13 protein-coding genes, 5 tRNA genes and 1 pseudogene are annotated in these 13,307 nt (G+C 66.4%); 16 read left to right on the top strand and 3 right to left on the bottom strand.

Annotated features, from left to right (window positions below):
• The 8 genes from AB4Y84_RS02945 to AB4Y84_RS02980 all read left to right on the top strand — a co-directional run.
• Window positions 1-252: cytidylyltransferase domain-containing protein (locus AB4Y84_RS02945; RefSeq protein WP_442249750.1), on the top strand; the 252-nt coding region annotated here is incomplete at its 5' end.
• Window positions 249-737: a low molecular weight protein-tyrosine-phosphatase gene (locus tag AB4Y84_RS02950; protein ID WP_363731058.1), complete on the top strand. Its 489-nt coding sequence runs from the start codon at window positions 249-251 to the stop codon at window positions 735-737. The genes AB4Y84_RS02945 and AB4Y84_RS02950, both read left to right, overlap by 4 nt.
• Window positions 734-2,146 carry a hypothetical protein gene (locus tag AB4Y84_RS02955; RefSeq protein ID WP_312786529.1) on the top strand — a complete coding sequence of 471 codons (1,413 nt, stop codon included), beginning with the start codon at window positions 734-736 and terminating at the stop codon, window positions 2,144-2,146. The genes AB4Y84_RS02950 and AB4Y84_RS02955 overlap by 4 nt, the downstream gene beginning before the upstream one ends.
• Window positions 2,143-3,987 carry an excinuclease ABC subunit UvrC gene (uvrC, locus tag AB4Y84_RS02960; protein ID WP_312786530.1) on the top strand — a complete coding sequence of 615 codons (1,845 nt, stop codon included), beginning with the start codon at window positions 2,143-2,145 and terminating at the stop codon, window positions 3,985-3,987. Before AB4Y84_RS02955 ends, uvrC begins: the two co-directional genes overlap by 4 nt.
• Before the next feature lie 17 nt (window positions 3,988-4,004).
• Window positions 4,005-4,631 carry a CDP-diacylglycerol--glycerol-3-phosphate 3-phosphatidyltransferase gene (gene pgsA / locus AB4Y84_RS02965; protein WP_049469025.1) on the top strand — a complete coding sequence of 209 codons (627 nt, stop codon included), beginning with the start codon at window positions 4,005-4,007 and terminating at the stop codon, window positions 4,629-4,631.
• Window positions 4,632-4,883: 252 nt separating this feature from the next.
• Window positions 4,884-4,959, top strand: a tRNA-Gly gene (locus tag AB4Y84_RS02970).
• Window positions 4,960-5,098: 139 nt separating this feature from the next.
• The gene (locus AB4Y84_RS02975) at window positions 5,099-6,205 is read left to right on the top strand and encodes an NAD(P)/FAD-dependent oxidoreductase (protein ID WP_442243708.1); all 1,107 of its coding nucleotides are present in this window, start codon (window positions 5,099-5,101) and stop codon (window positions 6,203-6,205) included.
• A gap of 105 nt (window positions 6,206-6,310) precedes the next feature.
• A tRNA-Gly gene (locus tag AB4Y84_RS02980) sits at window positions 6,311-6,386 on the top strand.
• 67 nt (window positions 6,387-6,453) lie between these two features.
• Here AB4Y84_RS02980 and AB4Y84_RS02985 read toward each other — a convergent pair.
• Window positions 6,454-6,801: a hypothetical protein gene (locus tag AB4Y84_RS02985; protein WP_442249751.1), complete on the bottom strand. Its 348-nt coding sequence runs from the start codon at window positions 6,799-6,801 to the stop codon at window positions 6,454-6,456.
• 161 nt (window positions 6,802-6,962) lie between these two features.
• Here AB4Y84_RS02985 and AB4Y84_RS02990 point away from each other — a divergent pair, with 161 nt between their 5' ends.
• The 4 genes from AB4Y84_RS02990 to AB4Y84_RS03005 are packed head-to-tail and all read left to right on the top strand — an operon-like array spanning window position 6,963 to window position 11,242.
• Window positions 6,963-8,459 carry a TolC family protein gene (locus AB4Y84_RS02990; protein ID WP_442243706.1) on the top strand — a complete coding sequence of 499 codons (1,497 nt, stop codon included), beginning with the start codon at window positions 6,963-6,965 and terminating at the stop codon, window positions 8,457-8,459.
• Complete coding sequence (locus AB4Y84_RS02995; protein WP_442249752.1) at window positions 8,456-9,595, top strand: ABC transporter permease; 1,140 nt, start codon at window positions 8,456-8,458, stop codon at window positions 9,593-9,595. Before AB4Y84_RS02990 ends, AB4Y84_RS02995 begins: the two co-directional genes overlap by 4 nt.
• Before the next feature lie 10 nt (window positions 9,596-9,605).
• Entirely contained in the window at window positions 9,606-10,334 is a 729-nt protein-coding gene (locus AB4Y84_RS03000) for an ABC transporter ATP-binding protein (protein WP_025875189.1), read from the top strand.
• A complete protein-coding gene (locus AB4Y84_RS03005) occupies window positions 10,331-11,242 on the top strand; it encodes an HlyD family secretion protein (protein ID WP_442243704.1) in 912 nt (303 codons plus the stop codon). The genes AB4Y84_RS03000 and AB4Y84_RS03005 overlap by 4 nt, the downstream gene beginning before the upstream one ends.
• Window positions 11,243-11,254: 12 nt before the next feature.
• Here the strand turns inward: AB4Y84_RS03005 and AB4Y84_RS03010 are convergent, their stop codons facing one another.
• Window positions 11,255-11,707 carry a hypothetical protein gene (locus tag AB4Y84_RS03010; RefSeq protein WP_442243703.1) on the bottom strand — a complete coding sequence of 151 codons (453 nt, stop codon included), beginning with the start codon at window positions 11,705-11,707 and terminating at the stop codon, window positions 11,255-11,257.
• A 74-nt stretch (window positions 11,708-11,781) separates the two neighbouring features.
• Here AB4Y84_RS03010 and AB4Y84_RS03015 point away from each other — a divergent pair.
• From AB4Y84_RS03015 to AB4Y84_RS03030, 4 genes are all read left to right on the top strand, one after another.
• Window positions 11,782-11,857: transfer RNA gene (locus AB4Y84_RS03015), tRNA-Gly, on the top strand.
• Window positions 11,858-12,011: 154 nt separating this feature from the next.
• Window positions 12,012-12,087: transfer RNA gene (locus AB4Y84_RS03020), tRNA-Gly, on the top strand.
• Window positions 12,088-12,153: 66 nt separating this feature from the next.
• A tRNA-Cys gene (locus AB4Y84_RS03025) sits at window positions 12,154-12,227 on the top strand.
• A gap of 189 nt (window positions 12,228-12,416) precedes the next feature.
• Window positions 12,417-12,926, top strand: coding sequence for a DUF998 domain-containing protein (locus AB4Y84_RS03030; RefSeq protein ID WP_442243702.1), 510 nt, complete (start codon window positions 12,417-12,419; stop codon window positions 12,924-12,926).
• 46 nt (window positions 12,927-12,972) lie between these two features.
• Here AB4Y84_RS03030 and AB4Y84_RS03035 read toward each other — a convergent pair.
• Window positions 12,973-13,307 (bottom strand): annotated as a pseudogene (locus AB4Y84_RS03035) (flavin reductase family protein); the annotation flags it as partial.

A 13,307-nucleotide genomic window follows, 5' to 3' on the forward strand; every position in this document is an offset into this window, starting at 1 on the left:
ATCCTGCCCGAGGGCCACCAGTGGCTGCGCCACATCGGCATCTACGGCTACCGTGCCGGCTTCCTGCAGCAGTTCGCCTCGATGCCCCCGGGCGCGTTGGAACAAGTGGAATCGCTGGAGCAGCTGCGCGTGCTGGAAGCGGGCTACCCGATCGCCGTTGCAATCTCGCCCGAACCCTTCCCGCCGGGCATCGACACCCCTGAAGACCTGCAGCGCGCCGAAACGCTGCTGCAGGCGATGGCCGCGCGATGAGGCTGCTGGTCGTCTGCCTCGGCAACATATGCCGCTCGCCGATGGCCGAAGGCGCGCTGCGCGCCCGCCTGGATGCCTCGGCGCTGGCCGGGCGGGTGCAGGTCGATTCGGCCGGTACCGGCGACTGGCATGTGGGCCAGCCACCCGACCGGCGTGCGATTGCGTGCGCGGCCGGGCATGGCGTGGACCTTGGCAGCCTGCGCGCGCGGCAACTGCAGCGGCAGGACTTCGACGCCTTCGACTGGATCCTGTGCGCCGACGAAGCCAATCTGCGTGATGCCGCTCGCCTTGCTACCGCCACCCAGCGCGAGCGCCTGGCGCTGTACCTGCCGTGGTCGGGCGGGCAGGGCGAACGTGCGATTCCCGATCCCTATACCGGCGGCAGTGATCATTTCGAACAGGTCTGGTCGCTGGTCGATGCTGCTGCCGAACGCACCGTGGCACGCCTGTTGCATCACGCCCACTCCGGCATAATCGGGCCATGAACATCCAGCCCGTCCCGGACCTGCCCGAGTTCGCCGCTTGGCTCAATGCCGCGCCCTGCACCCTGACCGAACTGCGTGGCCGGCCGGTCGCGCTGTTGTTCGTCAATGCCGCGTCCGCGTGGAGCGCGCAACGGCTGGCCGAGTTCAGCCAGTGGCTGTCACGCCACCCCGGCAAGCTGCAACCCCTGGTGCTGCAGGTGCCACGCTTCGATTTCGAGCGTGACGCCAGTGCTGCATTGAAACTGCTGCGCCGGCAGGGCCTGACGATGCCGGTGCTGCTCGATGCCGATTGGGATGGCTGGCGCCGCTTCGGCGTCACCGCCTGGCCGACCATGGTGTTGCTGGACGCGCAGGGCCGCGAACAGCAGCGCTTGATCGGCCAGGGTGCGCCCGGCGAGCTGGAGCGGGCCCTGAACGTCCTCTGCGAGGGGGCGCCGTCGGCGCCTTCGCGCGGCGGCAGTGAACTGCACCCCGAACCGCGCCAGGCGCTGCGGTTCCCGATGGGTCTGGCGGTGAGCCAGGAACGGCTGTACATCGCTGACAGTGGCCGCCACCGCATTCTCGAATGCAGTCACGGTGGCCGCGTGCTGCGTCAGTTCGGTCTGGGCACCGCCGACTTCATGGACGGCAACCTCGCCGAAGCCGCCTTCCACCGGCCGCAGGCGCTGGCGCTGGAGCGTGAGTCGCTGTACGTGGCCGACACCGGCAACCATGCCGTGCGCCGCATCAATCTGCTGACCGGCCTGGTCGATACGCTGTGTGGCAACGGCCGTCCGGGCGCCCCCGTGGAAGGGCCGGTGGCGCAGCCACGGCAGGTGTCGCTGGATCATCCGGTGGGCCTGGCCATCGCCGAAAACCAGCTGCACATCGCCATGGCCGGCGACAACCGCATCTGGAGCTACCACCTCGGCCAGCGCAGCCTGCAGTGGCGCGCCGGCAGCGGCGCCATCGACGAGCGCGACGGCAGTGGCCATCTGGCTGCGTTCGCCCAGCCCACTGCCGTGGCCGTGGTCCAGCAGGTGCTGTACGTGGCCGACGCGCTGGGTTCATCGATCCGTTCGCTGCAGCTGCGAGGCGATCTGGTGCAGACCCTGGTCGGGCAGGGCACCTGGCGCTTCGGTGAAGATGACGGCCCGCGCGCGCAGGCCAGCCTGCAGTTCCCGCAGGCGATCGCGTTGAGCCCGGATGCCCCGTTGTTGTGGATCGCCGATACCGGCAATGGCCGCCTGCGCACGTTGCGCCTCGGTGGCGGCGAACTGACCACCCAGCCCTTGCCGCGGCGCCTGCATGGCCCGGCCGGCCTGGCCGTCGGTGCCGGCGCGGTGTGGATCGCCGAAACAGATTCCCACTCCGTACTGCGCCTGGACCCTGACAGCGGCGTGCTCAGCGAAGTGCCGATCAGCGAATGACCGTTGTTCCTGTCCCGACCTTCGATGGCAAGGCATTCGCGGCCCAGCTGAGTACCGCCCCGGGCGTGTACCGCATGTACGCGGCCGACGACACGCTGTTGTACGTCGGCAAGGCCCGCGCGCTGCGCAACCGCGTGGGCAGCTATTTCAACGGCAGTCCGAAGAACGCGCGCATCATGTCGATGCTCTCGCAGATCGTGCGCATGGACGTGACCGTAACGCGCTCGGAAGCCGAAGCGCTGCTGCTGGAAAACCAGCTGATCAAGTCGCTGTCGCCGCGCTACAACGTGTCCCTGCGCGACGACAAGACCTATCCGCATGTGCTGCTGACCCGCGAAGACTGGCCGCGCATCGCCCTGCATCGTGGTCCACGTGCCATTCCCGGGCGCTATTTCGGGCCGTATCCCGGCGTCACCGCGGTGCGCGAGACGCTGAACCTGATGCACAAGCTGTTCAAGCTGCGCAGCTGCGAAGACAGCGTGTTCCGCAACCGCTCGCGGCCCTGCCTGCAGTATCAGATCGGACGTTGCAGCGCGCCGTGCGTGGAACTGGTGCCAGCAGCGGACTACGCCGAGTCGGTGCGCCGGGCGGCGATGTTCCTGGAAGGCAAGAGCGATGAGCTGACCCGCGAGCTGGGCGAGCAGATGCAGGCCGCCAGCGAAGCGCTGGAATTCGAGCAGGCCGCGCGCCTACGCGACCTGATCACATCGTTGCGCAGCATGCAGACCCGCCAGTACGTGGACGGCCGCGCGGCCGACCTGGACGTGCTGGCGGTGGCCATGCAGGGCTCGCAGGCCTGCGTGATGCTGCTGGCGTTCCGTGATGGCCGCAACCTGGGCACCCGCCCGTTCTTTCCCCGCACCAACGGCGAGGAAAGCCCGGATGAAGTGCTGGCGGCCTTTGTTTCGCAGTACTACATCGAATTCGAGCCTCCGCGCGAGATCCTGCTCGACCGCGAAATTCCCGATGCCGATCTGATCGGTTCTGCGCTGTCGGCCTCGGCCGAGCGCAAGGTGCAGTTGAAATGGAACGTCCGCGGCGAGCGCGCCGGCTACCTGGAACTGGCCAGCCGCAACGCGCAGTTGACCCTGGCGACCGAGATCAACAGCCGCACCGCGCAGCACGCGCGCAGCGAAGCCCTGCGGGTGATGCTGGGGCTGGCCGAACCGGTGAAGCGGGTGGAGTGCTTCGATATCAGCCACACCATGGGCGAAGCCACCGTGGCCTCCTGCGTGGTGTTCGATGCTTCCGGCCCGGTGCGCGCGCAGTACCGCCGTTTCAACATCAGTGGCATCGAGCCGGGCGATGATTACGCCGCGATGCGCCAGGCGATCGACCGCCGCTTCCGCCGCGCGGTGGAGGAGCAGGGCGTCCTGCCGGATGTGCTGCTGATCGACGGTGGCGCCGGCCAGCTGGCACAGGCCCAGGCAGCGTTGGCCGATCTGGGCGTGGAAGACGTGCTGCTGGTGGGGGTGGCCAAAGGCGTGGAACGCCGTGCCGGCCACGAAGCACTGGTGATGCCCGATGGCCGCGAACTGCGCCCGGGTGCGGCCGATCCCGCCCTGCAGTTCATCCAGCAGGTGCGCGATGAAGCCCACCGCTTCGCCATCACCGGCCATCGCGGGCGCCGGCAGAAGGCCCGGATGACCAGCAARCTGGAAGACATCCCCGGCATCGGGCCGCGCCGGCGCGCCAGCCTGCTGAAGCATTTCGGTGGCCTGGTCGGCCTGAAAGCGGCCGGAGAAGCGGAAATTGCCAAGGTGGAAGGCATCAATGACGCCCTTGCAGCGCGCATCTACGCTAACCTGCACGGGTTGGCCGCGCCGGATCCGGCCGAGTAGAGAGAGAATAAAGCAGCATGACGTTGACCCTGCCCACCTGGCTGACCCTGTTGCGGATCGTGATGATCCCGGTGCTGGTGCTGGTGTTCTACCTGCCCTACACCTGGACCAACTTCGCATCGGCGGCGATCTTCGGCCTGGCCGCGATCACCGACTGGCTCGATGGCTGGATCGCGCGCCGTTACGGCCTGGAGTCGGCGTTCGGCGCGTTCCTCGACCCGGTCGCGGACAAGCTGATGGTTGCGGTGGCACTGTTCCTGATCGTGCAGGGTCATCCGACCCCGTGGATGGCGTTCTGGGCGGCGGTGATCGTCGGCCGCGAGATCGCGGTGTCTGCACTGCGCGAGTGGATGGCCGAACTCGGCCAGCGTGCCAAGGTGCGGGTGGCGATGATCGGCAAGGTCAAGACCACCGCGCAGATGGTCGCGCTGCTGTGCCTGCTGTATTCGGTGGCGCCCAACGTGCCGGTCAACGACATCTGGATGGGCCCTCCGGTATTCCATATCGGTGACTGGACCCTGGCCATTGCCGCAGTGCTGACCCTGTGGTCGGGCCTGCAGTACCTGCACGCCGCCTGGCCCAGCCTGCGTGACGACGAGCGCGCCGCGCGCGAGCGTTCGCGGCAGAAGAAGCTGGGCAACTGAGCACCGGGGTCGGATCCCTTTCCGCAGGAAAGGGCTCTGACCCCAGGGACGCCTCCATCCACGCATGGCGTGGATCTACTGGGCATACGTTCTACGCAGGATTCCTCATCCACGCATGGCGTGGATCTACGGGAATGTGGGTTTGCGGTAGATCCACGCCATGCGTGGATACGCCATGTCGGCCACTCCCGCAAATCCCTGAAAAAAAGCGCTTGACGCAATCCTTGGAATAGGTAGAATTTCGCCTCCCAAGCGGGAATAGCTCAGTTGGTAGAGCGCAACCTTGCCAAGGTTGAGGTCGCGAGTTCGAGTCTCGTTTCCCGCTCCAGATTTAAGAAGAACGCTCCCGAAAGGGGGCGTTTTTCGTTTTGGCCGGAGCGGCTTCATCCCCACTTCACCGCCACTCCATCGCCTCACCATCTGCCGATCCCACGCTGTACTCCCGGATCCAGCAAGGTGATGCCGCGATGCCTCACACTCCCCCTGCCAACGACTACGACGTGGTCATCGTCGGCGCTAGTTTTGCCGGCGCCGCCTGCGCACTTGCCGCCGCTCAGTACGGCCTGCGCGTCTGCGTGCTCGAGCGCAAGGCCGACCCTGGCGAACGCCTGCACACCACCGGTATCGTGGTGAAGGAGGCGATGGAACAGACCTGGCTGGGGCGCGTGCCTGATCATCTCGTGCAACGCGTCGCACGCGTGCGCCTGTATGCGCCGAACCTGCACAACGTGCTGCTGACCGCACCGGGTTACTACTTCCTCACCACCGATACGCCGAACCTGATGCGCTGGCTGGCCAGCGAACTGCGTGCCAATGGCGTGGACCTGCGGCTGCAGCAGTCGTTCACCGACGCCTGCCGCGACGGCGACGCGTGGCAGGTTGAAGGGGTGGGGCGCACGGCCTATCTGGTCGGCGCTGATGGCGCACGATCACGTGTTGCCCAGCGTACCGGCCTGGGCCAGGTGCGCGACAATCTGTATGGCGTCGAGCGCGAGTTTGCCGGCGTGCAGCTGCCGGAAGGCGATGCCTTGCACTGCTTTGTCAGCCGCCGGTTCGCACCCGGCTACATCGGCTGGGCCGCGCAGAACCCCACCGGCGTGCAGGTGGGATTGGCGCTGCGGCATGATCCCGCACATGCACGCGCGCCGGATATCGAGGGTTTCCTTGAACACGTGCGCGACGTTGTGGGACTTCCGCACTCGGCCCAGGTTGCCGGCACCCGCGCGGGCCTGGTGCCCTGCGGGTTGCCGGATGGCCCGATCACCGCGCCGGGCGTGATCCTGACCGGTGATGCGGCAGGTGTCGTCTCGCCGCTGTCGGCCGGCGGCATCCACTCGTCATGGCGGCATGGCTGGGCGGTCGGTGATGCGATCGGGTTGCACCGGCGCGGCAAGGGGCCGGCCGCAGAGCAGGTGGCGCGTCAGGCGGCCCCCACCTTTCACCGCAAGCGCGTGCTGCGCTGGGCAATGGACCACCTGCAGCGGGACTGGCCGGTGGATGCGCTGCTGCGCACCGGCCCGATGCGCCGGCTGGCCGAGCAGATCTACTTCCATCGGCGGGGCGTGCGGATGTGATCCTGAAGCTGAACGCTGCTTCATGAGGGGGAAGCAGAATCCTGTTGACGCCGTGCAGCAATCCCGACACAATAGCGCTCCTTCGACGCAGGTCGAACGGAATCTGCGGGAATAGCTCAGTTGGTAGAGCGCAACCTTGCCAAGGTTGAGGTCGCGAGTTCGAGTCTCGTTTCCCGCTCCAGATTCAGAAAAACGCTCCCGCAAGGGGGCGTTTTTCGTTTGCGCACCGGCAAGGGATTGCGATTGCGCTAGCGCGGGCTGCCTCGGCCCGCACTGCACCAGGTTCGCACGTCCGCACGATCGAAGCCGGCGCAGGCGTTCTTCCGCGTGATGTACAGATACGGGGCGTCGGCCTGGTAGGTGAAGTGGTAGTAATAGGTCCGGTCCTGGCCGTACAACCAGTAGCTCGACGAGCCCTCGTTGATCACGTAGGGCTCGAAGGAAAAGATCGACGACTGCGCGGGGATGAAGTTGCTGCGGTCCATCAGCAGCATGGCCGCGTTCGACGCCAACGGAGTGGTCAGGCAGATCGCCGTCGTGCCCACGATGAGCACGGTCGCGAAGATGCCGAGCGTGCGGCGAAGGGCGGATTTCAAGCGTATTGCCTGCCAGTGGAAGCGTTCAGGACAATGTGCCGCAGCACCCGCGGACAGTCCAGCGTTCAGCTTGGCGGCGCCGATGAAAGGCTGTGGAAAGGCCGAGGGTTCGCAATGCATGCACCGCACACGCGCTGTAACGCACCTCCGACCGATTCTCCATGTCCACTCCACAATCGCGGCGTAGCCTCCTCGGCTTCTCTCTCCACGAAGGCGGGCGGGTGGCCAGTCCCATCACTTTCCCGGCAGCGTTCGCGCAACGGTATGCCGTCGTCCCACGCATCGTCCTGGGTACCGGGGCGCTGCTGACCAGCATGATGCTGGTGGGCTGCGTGTCGGTGCCGGTTCCCGATCTGCCTGATCGCGTACCAGCAGTCTGGAATCAGCCCGCGCTAGGGCAGGGCGTAGCGGTCGACGCGCGGCAGTGGTGGAAGGTGCTGGCCGATGCGCGCTTGAACGCGCTGGTGGAAGAGGCCGTCGCCGGCAATCTGGACCTGCGCCAGGCCACCCTGCGGTTGCAGGCGGTACGCCTGGTGTCGGGCACCTCCGATGCGCGCTTCCGTCCGGAAATCTCCGCCAGTGCCAAGCAGGTGCAGGACGCCGCCGCGGTCGACACGTATTTCCACGCCGGCGTCGAAGCGATCTGGGATCTTGGCCTGTTTGGCGCAGCGGAGAGTGCCCGTCTAAGCGCGCAGGCGGCCAACGGAAATGCCGAAGCGCTACGCGATGCGGCGCAGGTGGCGGTCATCGCTGATGTGGTGCGCAGCTACCTGGATCTTTCCGTCGCGCAGGCGCAGGTGGATCTGCTGGGCAGGCAGCAGGCCGTTGACGCACGTGGCGAGCAACTGGGCCTGGTGCGGCAGCGCCTGCATCTGGACGAGCCTGGTGAACTGGATCGCCTGCGCGCGCGGCGGGCGGCCACGCGCGCGGCCATTGCACAGGCGAATGAAAACGCGGGCAACGCCGCGCGCGCGTTGGCGCTGCTGCTGGGTCGCGATGGTCCGGATCCGGCCTGGAATGCCTACCGCACGCCACCGCAGTTGAGCGCCTTCACCCTGCAGCAGGTGCCGGCCGATCTGCTGCGCCATCGCCCGCAGATCCTGCTGGCCGAGGCCGATGTGCTGCAGGCTGCCGCCGAAAAGGGCAGTGCGCGCGCGTCGATGTTCCCGAAACTGAGCCTGGGCGGTTCCATCCTGTACGCCTACAACCTGACCCAGAACGCTCGCTCCAACTCTGATTCCAGCCCATCGATCGGTCCCTACATCGATATCCCTCTGTGGGATTGGGGCCAACGTCGCGCGCGCTATCAATCCGACGACAAGCAGCTGGATGCAGCCTTGCTGGGGTATCGCAAGGCAGTGCTGCAAGGCGTGGCGGAAGTGGAGGGTGCACTGGGCAGCCTGGCCCGCGAGGACAGCAGCATCCAGTCGCTGCAGGTGGCCGACGAAGCTGCCCGGCAGCAGGTCGCACGACAGGCCCGGCAGGTGCAGCTTGGTCTTTCCAGTGAGTTCGACGGGCTGGAAACCCAGCGTGCCGCGCTGTCCGCGCAGGCCGACCTGATCGGCGCGCAGTGTGCTCGCGTACTTGCATTCGCGTCGCTCTATCGCGCAGTGGGTGGGGCCCCCTTGCCGGCCGAGCCTGAAGGCGACGCGCAATGATCGCGCTTGCCCGCAAGACCCTGGTTTACGAGTGGCGGCGTTTCCTGCCGGTGGTGCTGGCCATGTGTTTCGCCGGCGTGCTGCTGATCGTGCAGGCGGCGCTGGTACTGGGCATCTTCGGCACCGCCGCGATCTACGTGAAGGCATCCAGCGCCGATGTCTGGGCGGGCTTTGCCGGCACGCAGAGCGTGAACTACGGTCATGCGATCAGTGCCGATGTAGAGAATCGCCTGCGGATGGACCCGGATGTCACCCGCGTCGAACCCTACGAGTGGGTCGATGGCGAGTGGCGCTCCAGCGCACAGGGTGCCGGCAACGTGTCGGTGTATCTGTCTGGCATCTCCACGGCAGGCGACGCGATGATGTTCTCGCGCATCCTGTCGCCCGATCTGCGTGCCCGGTTGCGCGAACCCGGTGCAGTGATCGTCGACAGCGCGGACCTGGATACGCTGGGCGTCGATCTGCACCGCAACCGCGCGTGGATCAATGGCAAGGCCGTGCGTGTGGTTGCCGCGCAACCCGGCCTGCGTGGCCTTGGCGGCGTCAACGTGCTGGCGTCTTTGGATACCGCGCGTGCCATCGCCGGAACCGATCCACATGAAGGCAGCACCTATTTCGTGGCGGGCACGCGCTCACCGGAGCTGGCCGCGCGCGTGCGCGACCGTCTCAGTGCATCGACGGGCCGCGCCACGCCCGTCGAGTTCTGGACAGCGCCGGAGTTCGCCAGTCGTTCGCAGCAGTACTGGCTGTTCGATACCGGCGCCGGCATCGCAGTGCTGTTCATGGCGGTCATCGTCTGCTTCGTCGGCGCGGTGATCACCAACCAGTCATTTGCGGCGGTGGTGGCCGGGTCGGTACGCGAGTACGCCACCCTCAATGCGCTCGGCGCAGGCCGCTACGCGCTGGCCCGCGTTGTGTTCGAACAGGCCCTGCTGATCGGTGGTGTCGGCATGCTGCTGGCCGCAGCCTTCAGCACGGTGGTGCTGCTGGCCGCGCAGACCCAGCGCGTACCGGTACAGCTCAYGCCGATGGTGGTCCTTGGCTGCGTGGCGCTGGTCGCGGTGATGGCCATGCTGTCGAGCATCATGGCGGTGCGCAGCGTCGTCCGTTCCGATCCATCGCTGCTGTTGCGTTGAGGGGCCACCGATGACGAATGCTCCCATCGCGATCCCGACCCTGCGTGCCGACGCACTCGAAAAGGGCTTCGTGTCCGGCGATGTGCATGTGCCCGTGCTGCGTGGCCTGTCGTTGGACATCTATCCCGGCGAATTGACCTTGGTATCGGGCCCCTCGGGCTGCGGCAAGAGCACGCTGCTGTCGCTGATGTCCGGGCTCTCAACGCCTGATGGCGGTCGCGTGCATGCGCTTGGCCAGGACGTCAGCCACATGACCCGCAGCGAGGTGGAGCGCTTCCGCCTGCACCACGTCGGTTTCGTATTCCAGGGCTTCAACCTGTTCCCGGCGCTGACGGCGCTGGAGCAGGTGCAGCTGCCGTTGGGCTATCGCGGCATGCGCAACCGCGACAGCGAGCCGTTGGCGCGGCAGGCGCTGGACGAGGTCGGCCTTTCGCACCGCAGCCACATGCGCCCGGCACAGCTGTCCGGCGGCGAGAAACAGCGCGTAGCCGTTGCCCGTGCGTTCGCCAAGTCACCCACGCTGATCTTTGCCGACGAACCCACCAGCGCATTGGATGCCGAGAACGGCCAGCGCGTGATCGACATCCTGCACCGTTATGCACGCGCGCATCAGGCCACGGTGTTGTGTGTAAGCCACGATCCACGCCTGATCCGCCATGCGGATCGGGTGATCGCCATGGAAGACGGCACGGTCCGCGATGACCGCCGCCAGAACGAAACCGTAGAGCCCAGCCCATGACCAGAATGCCGCCGTTGTTCTCCCTCAGCTTCTCCTTGGGCGCGGCATTGCTGCTGGGTGCCTGCAGCAAGGATGCACCCGTACCCGCGCAGCCGACCGCTGCCACGTCCGCCAGCGCGGACAACGTCGCCGTCGCGCCTGGCATCATCGATGTGGAAGGCGGGCTGATTGCACTGGTACCAGCGATGGATGGTTCGGTCAGCACCGCGCCGGTGAAGGAAGGAGCGGTGGTGCGCAAGGGCGACGTCCTGCTCACCCTGGATGGCGCACTGCTTGAACAGGAGGTGGGCATGGCCAACGCCGATCTCGCGCTGGCCACCGATCGGCTGAAGGGCAGCCAGGCGCAACTGCGCGAACTGGAGCGCAACGCCACCCGCCTCGCCACCGGCGCCAGTGAAGGCGTGTCGTCCAACCAGCAGGCCGACGCAGCCAGGCAGCAGCTGGCAGGTGTGCGCGCCGATGTGGATGTGGCCGGAGCGCAGGTCGACATGGCCCAGCACAAGTTGGAGCACGCCAGGCTCAAGCTGCGACAGATGTCGCTGACCGCGCCGGACGCCGGCACCGTCGTCGGCCAGGTGCCGGGCGTGGGTGCGTTCGTGCAGGCCGGCAAGCCGGCGATGTCACTGTTGCCGGCGCGACCGTTGCAGGTGCGTGCCGAGCTGAGTGCGGCCTACGCCGATGCCGTGCAGGTTGGCATGCGTGCGACGGTGGTGATCGATAGCGATGGCGCAGAGGGCAAGCCATTGCCGGTGGCACGCGTGGTCCGCATCAGCCCGGTGTTCGCGCAGGCACGATTGCCCGAAGACGCAGGGCGCGGCGTGGCCAAGGTGGTGGAGTGCGTGCTGGAATTCGACAGCGCCGCCAAGGCGCGCGTCGGCCAGCATGTGCGGGTGGAATTCCACAGGTAGGGGCGTGCTTCGCTAGGGGCGTGCGCGTCGGGTCTGTTTCCCGGTCAACGCCCGCCACGCACTGGCCAGCGACACCACGCACAGCGCCAGCAGCACAGCCAGGTCGATCAGCAGCAGGCACAACAGATGCATGCCCTGCACCGGTGCCTGGTGCAGGGCAGCGGCCAGCCACGGGAACGACCAGGCCAGCAGCAACACCAGGGCGATCAGCAGCCGCAGCCACAGGCGCCCTGGTTTCCAGGGACGCACGATCAGCACGGTGACGACCAGTTCCGCTCCAGCCAGTACAGCGAACTGGACGACCGCGCCGGTGGGGTAGGGCAGGGTGGCGTCTTCGAAGTGGCGCAGCATCCAGTAGTCCGGGGTGAAGCCCGCATTGATCAGTGCAGCGATCACCGCAAGCCAGGCCAGGGCGACAAGGCTCCAGCACAGGCGGGCAAAACGAGCTCTCGTGGGCGGGTTCATCGGTGCTGCGGACTGTTGACGGCGTGAAGGAATTTGGACACAATAGCGCTCCTTCGACGCAGGTCGGAGAATCTGCGGGAATAGCTCAGTTGGTAGAGCGCAACCTTGCCAAGGTTGAGGTCGCGAGTTCGAGTCTCGTTTCCCGCTCCAGATTGCACAGGGCCCCGGTTGGGGCCTTGTTTTTCTCCCGCCACGGCAAGGCGGGGCACGTTGAGCTACAAGGCTCTTCGCGCAGTCAGAAAAGTGAAAACTGTTGTGAAATGGCTGGTGTGTGTCCCGGGCTTCCGGTACCATGACGGCTTATGCGGGAATAGCTCAGTTGGTAGAGCGCAACCTTGCCAAGGTTGAGGTCGCGAGTTCGAGTCTCGTTTCCCGCTCCATGTTCCGACAGGCCCCATCGCGGGGTTTTGTCATGTCAGGGGCGTCGTTCCTGATCGCAGTACGTTGGCCTCATGGCAGAGTGGCTATGCACCGGATTGCAAATCCGTTTACAGCGGTTCGATTCCGCTTGAGGCCTCCAATTGAAAAGCCCTGATTCCGGTCAGGGCTTTTTCTTTGTGCGTCCCCCTGGCGCCAGCAGGGGTACCAAACTGCACATGCGACCCCGGGGGACCGGCTGCTAACGTCGCCGCACTCCTCTTCAGCGGTGGTGACTGCAGTGCGGAATCTGGCGATCCAGCAGGCGGTATACGTTCCCCTCGGTGCCATGATGGCGCTGATCGCTTTTGCTTTCACCGTGCCCGGCTACCACCCGCTCTCCCAGCATCTCAGCGAGCTGGGCCTGATGCCGGGGCTGCCAGCCAAGGCGGTGCAGGTCGGCGCGGTGGTCAGTGGCTCGGCCATCATCGTCTTCAGCCTTGCATTGCTCGCACAAAGCCGCCGTTTCGCGCTCACTGTGCTCACCTCCATCCTGTTCGGCGTGTCCATGGTCAGCAATGGCGTCTTCACCACGGGCAGCCCGCTGCATGGCCTCTATGGCATCGGCATCTTCTCGATCCTGACCCCGCTGCTGTTCCTGGCTGAGCTGGGCCCTGCTGCGTCGACGCGGATGGCCTGGATTGCGCGTGCCATCTCGCTGCTGGGGATGGCCTATCTGTGGCTGATGCTTTCCGGATTCGACCCGGAGCCCTATCGCGGCCTCACACAGCGCATCGCGCTGCTGCCGGCGTTCGGCTGGTACACCTTCGCCGCGCTGGAGCTGCGTCGATCCCGCGTCTGAATCAGGGGCTTCTTCTACTTCTTGTCGGCGGCGCGCAGCCAAGGGTTCAGGCAGGCAATGGCAAAGGATCGTCAGCGCGGAAATTGCGCGCCACCGGCGTGGTGGTGCCCACATAGTGACGGAACAGATAAATCAACGGTGCCCAGCGCTGCACGTCGATGTGGTGGGTGCCGGCAACAGTGATCGCCTCGTGCGCATGCACCCGGCAGATCCGTCCTTCGACGATCATGAAGCCCTGATCCTGGGTTCCGCTGGGCCGGTGCGAGGCGAGCAGCGCGACCTCCACCTGCAACGGGCATTCGGCAATCGCCGGCGGGGCCACCTGCACCGAGTCGACGCGGCTGAAGCCGCCCAGTGCGAACTTGTCAGGCACATGCACGT

The sequence above is a fragment of the Stenotrophomonas sp. 2YAF22 genome (assembly GCF_052114665.1).
GTDB lineage: Bacteria > Pseudomonadota > Gammaproteobacteria > Xanthomonadales > Xanthomonadaceae > Stenotrophomonas > Stenotrophomonas indicatrix.

What these genes read in the sequence shown, in the direction of transcription:
- AB4Y84_RS03010 (WP_442243703.1), bottom strand. Translation starts at nt 11,707, where the DNA reads ATGAACCCGCCCACGAGAGCTCGTTTTGCCCGCCTGTGCTGGAGCCTT.
- AB4Y84_RS03030 (WP_442243702.1), top strand. Translation starts at nt 12,417, where the DNA reads ATGGCGCTGATCGCTTTTGCTTTCACCGTGCCCGGCTACCACCCGCTC.
- AB4Y84_RS03000 (WP_025875189.1), top strand. Translation starts at nt 9,606, where the DNA reads ATGACGAATGCTCCCATCGCGATCCCGACCCTGCGTGCCGACGCACTC.
- AB4Y84_RS02950 (WP_363731058.1), top strand. Translation starts at nt 249, where the DNA reads ATGAGGCTGCTGGTCGTCTGCCTCGGCAACATATGCCGCTCGCCGATG.
- AB4Y84_RS02955 (WP_312786529.1), top strand. Translation starts at nt 734, where the DNA reads ATGAACATCCAGCCCGTCCCGGACCTGCCCGAGTTCGCCGCTTGGCTC.
- AB4Y84_RS02990 (WP_442243706.1), top strand. Translation starts at nt 6,963, where the DNA reads ATGTCCACTCCACAATCGCGGCGTAGCCTCCTCGGCTTCTCTCTCCAC.
- pgsA (WP_049469025.1), top strand. Translation starts at nt 4,005, where the DNA reads ATGACGTTGACCCTGCCCACCTGGCTGACCCTGTTGCGGATCGTGATG.
- AB4Y84_RS02975 (WP_442243708.1), top strand. Translation starts at nt 5,099, where the DNA reads ATGCCTCACACTCCCCCTGCCAACGACTACGACGTGGTCATCGTCGGC.
- AB4Y84_RS03005 (WP_442243704.1), top strand. Translation starts at nt 10,331, where the DNA reads ATGACCAGAATGCCGCCGTTGTTCTCCCTCAGCTTCTCCTTGGGCGCG.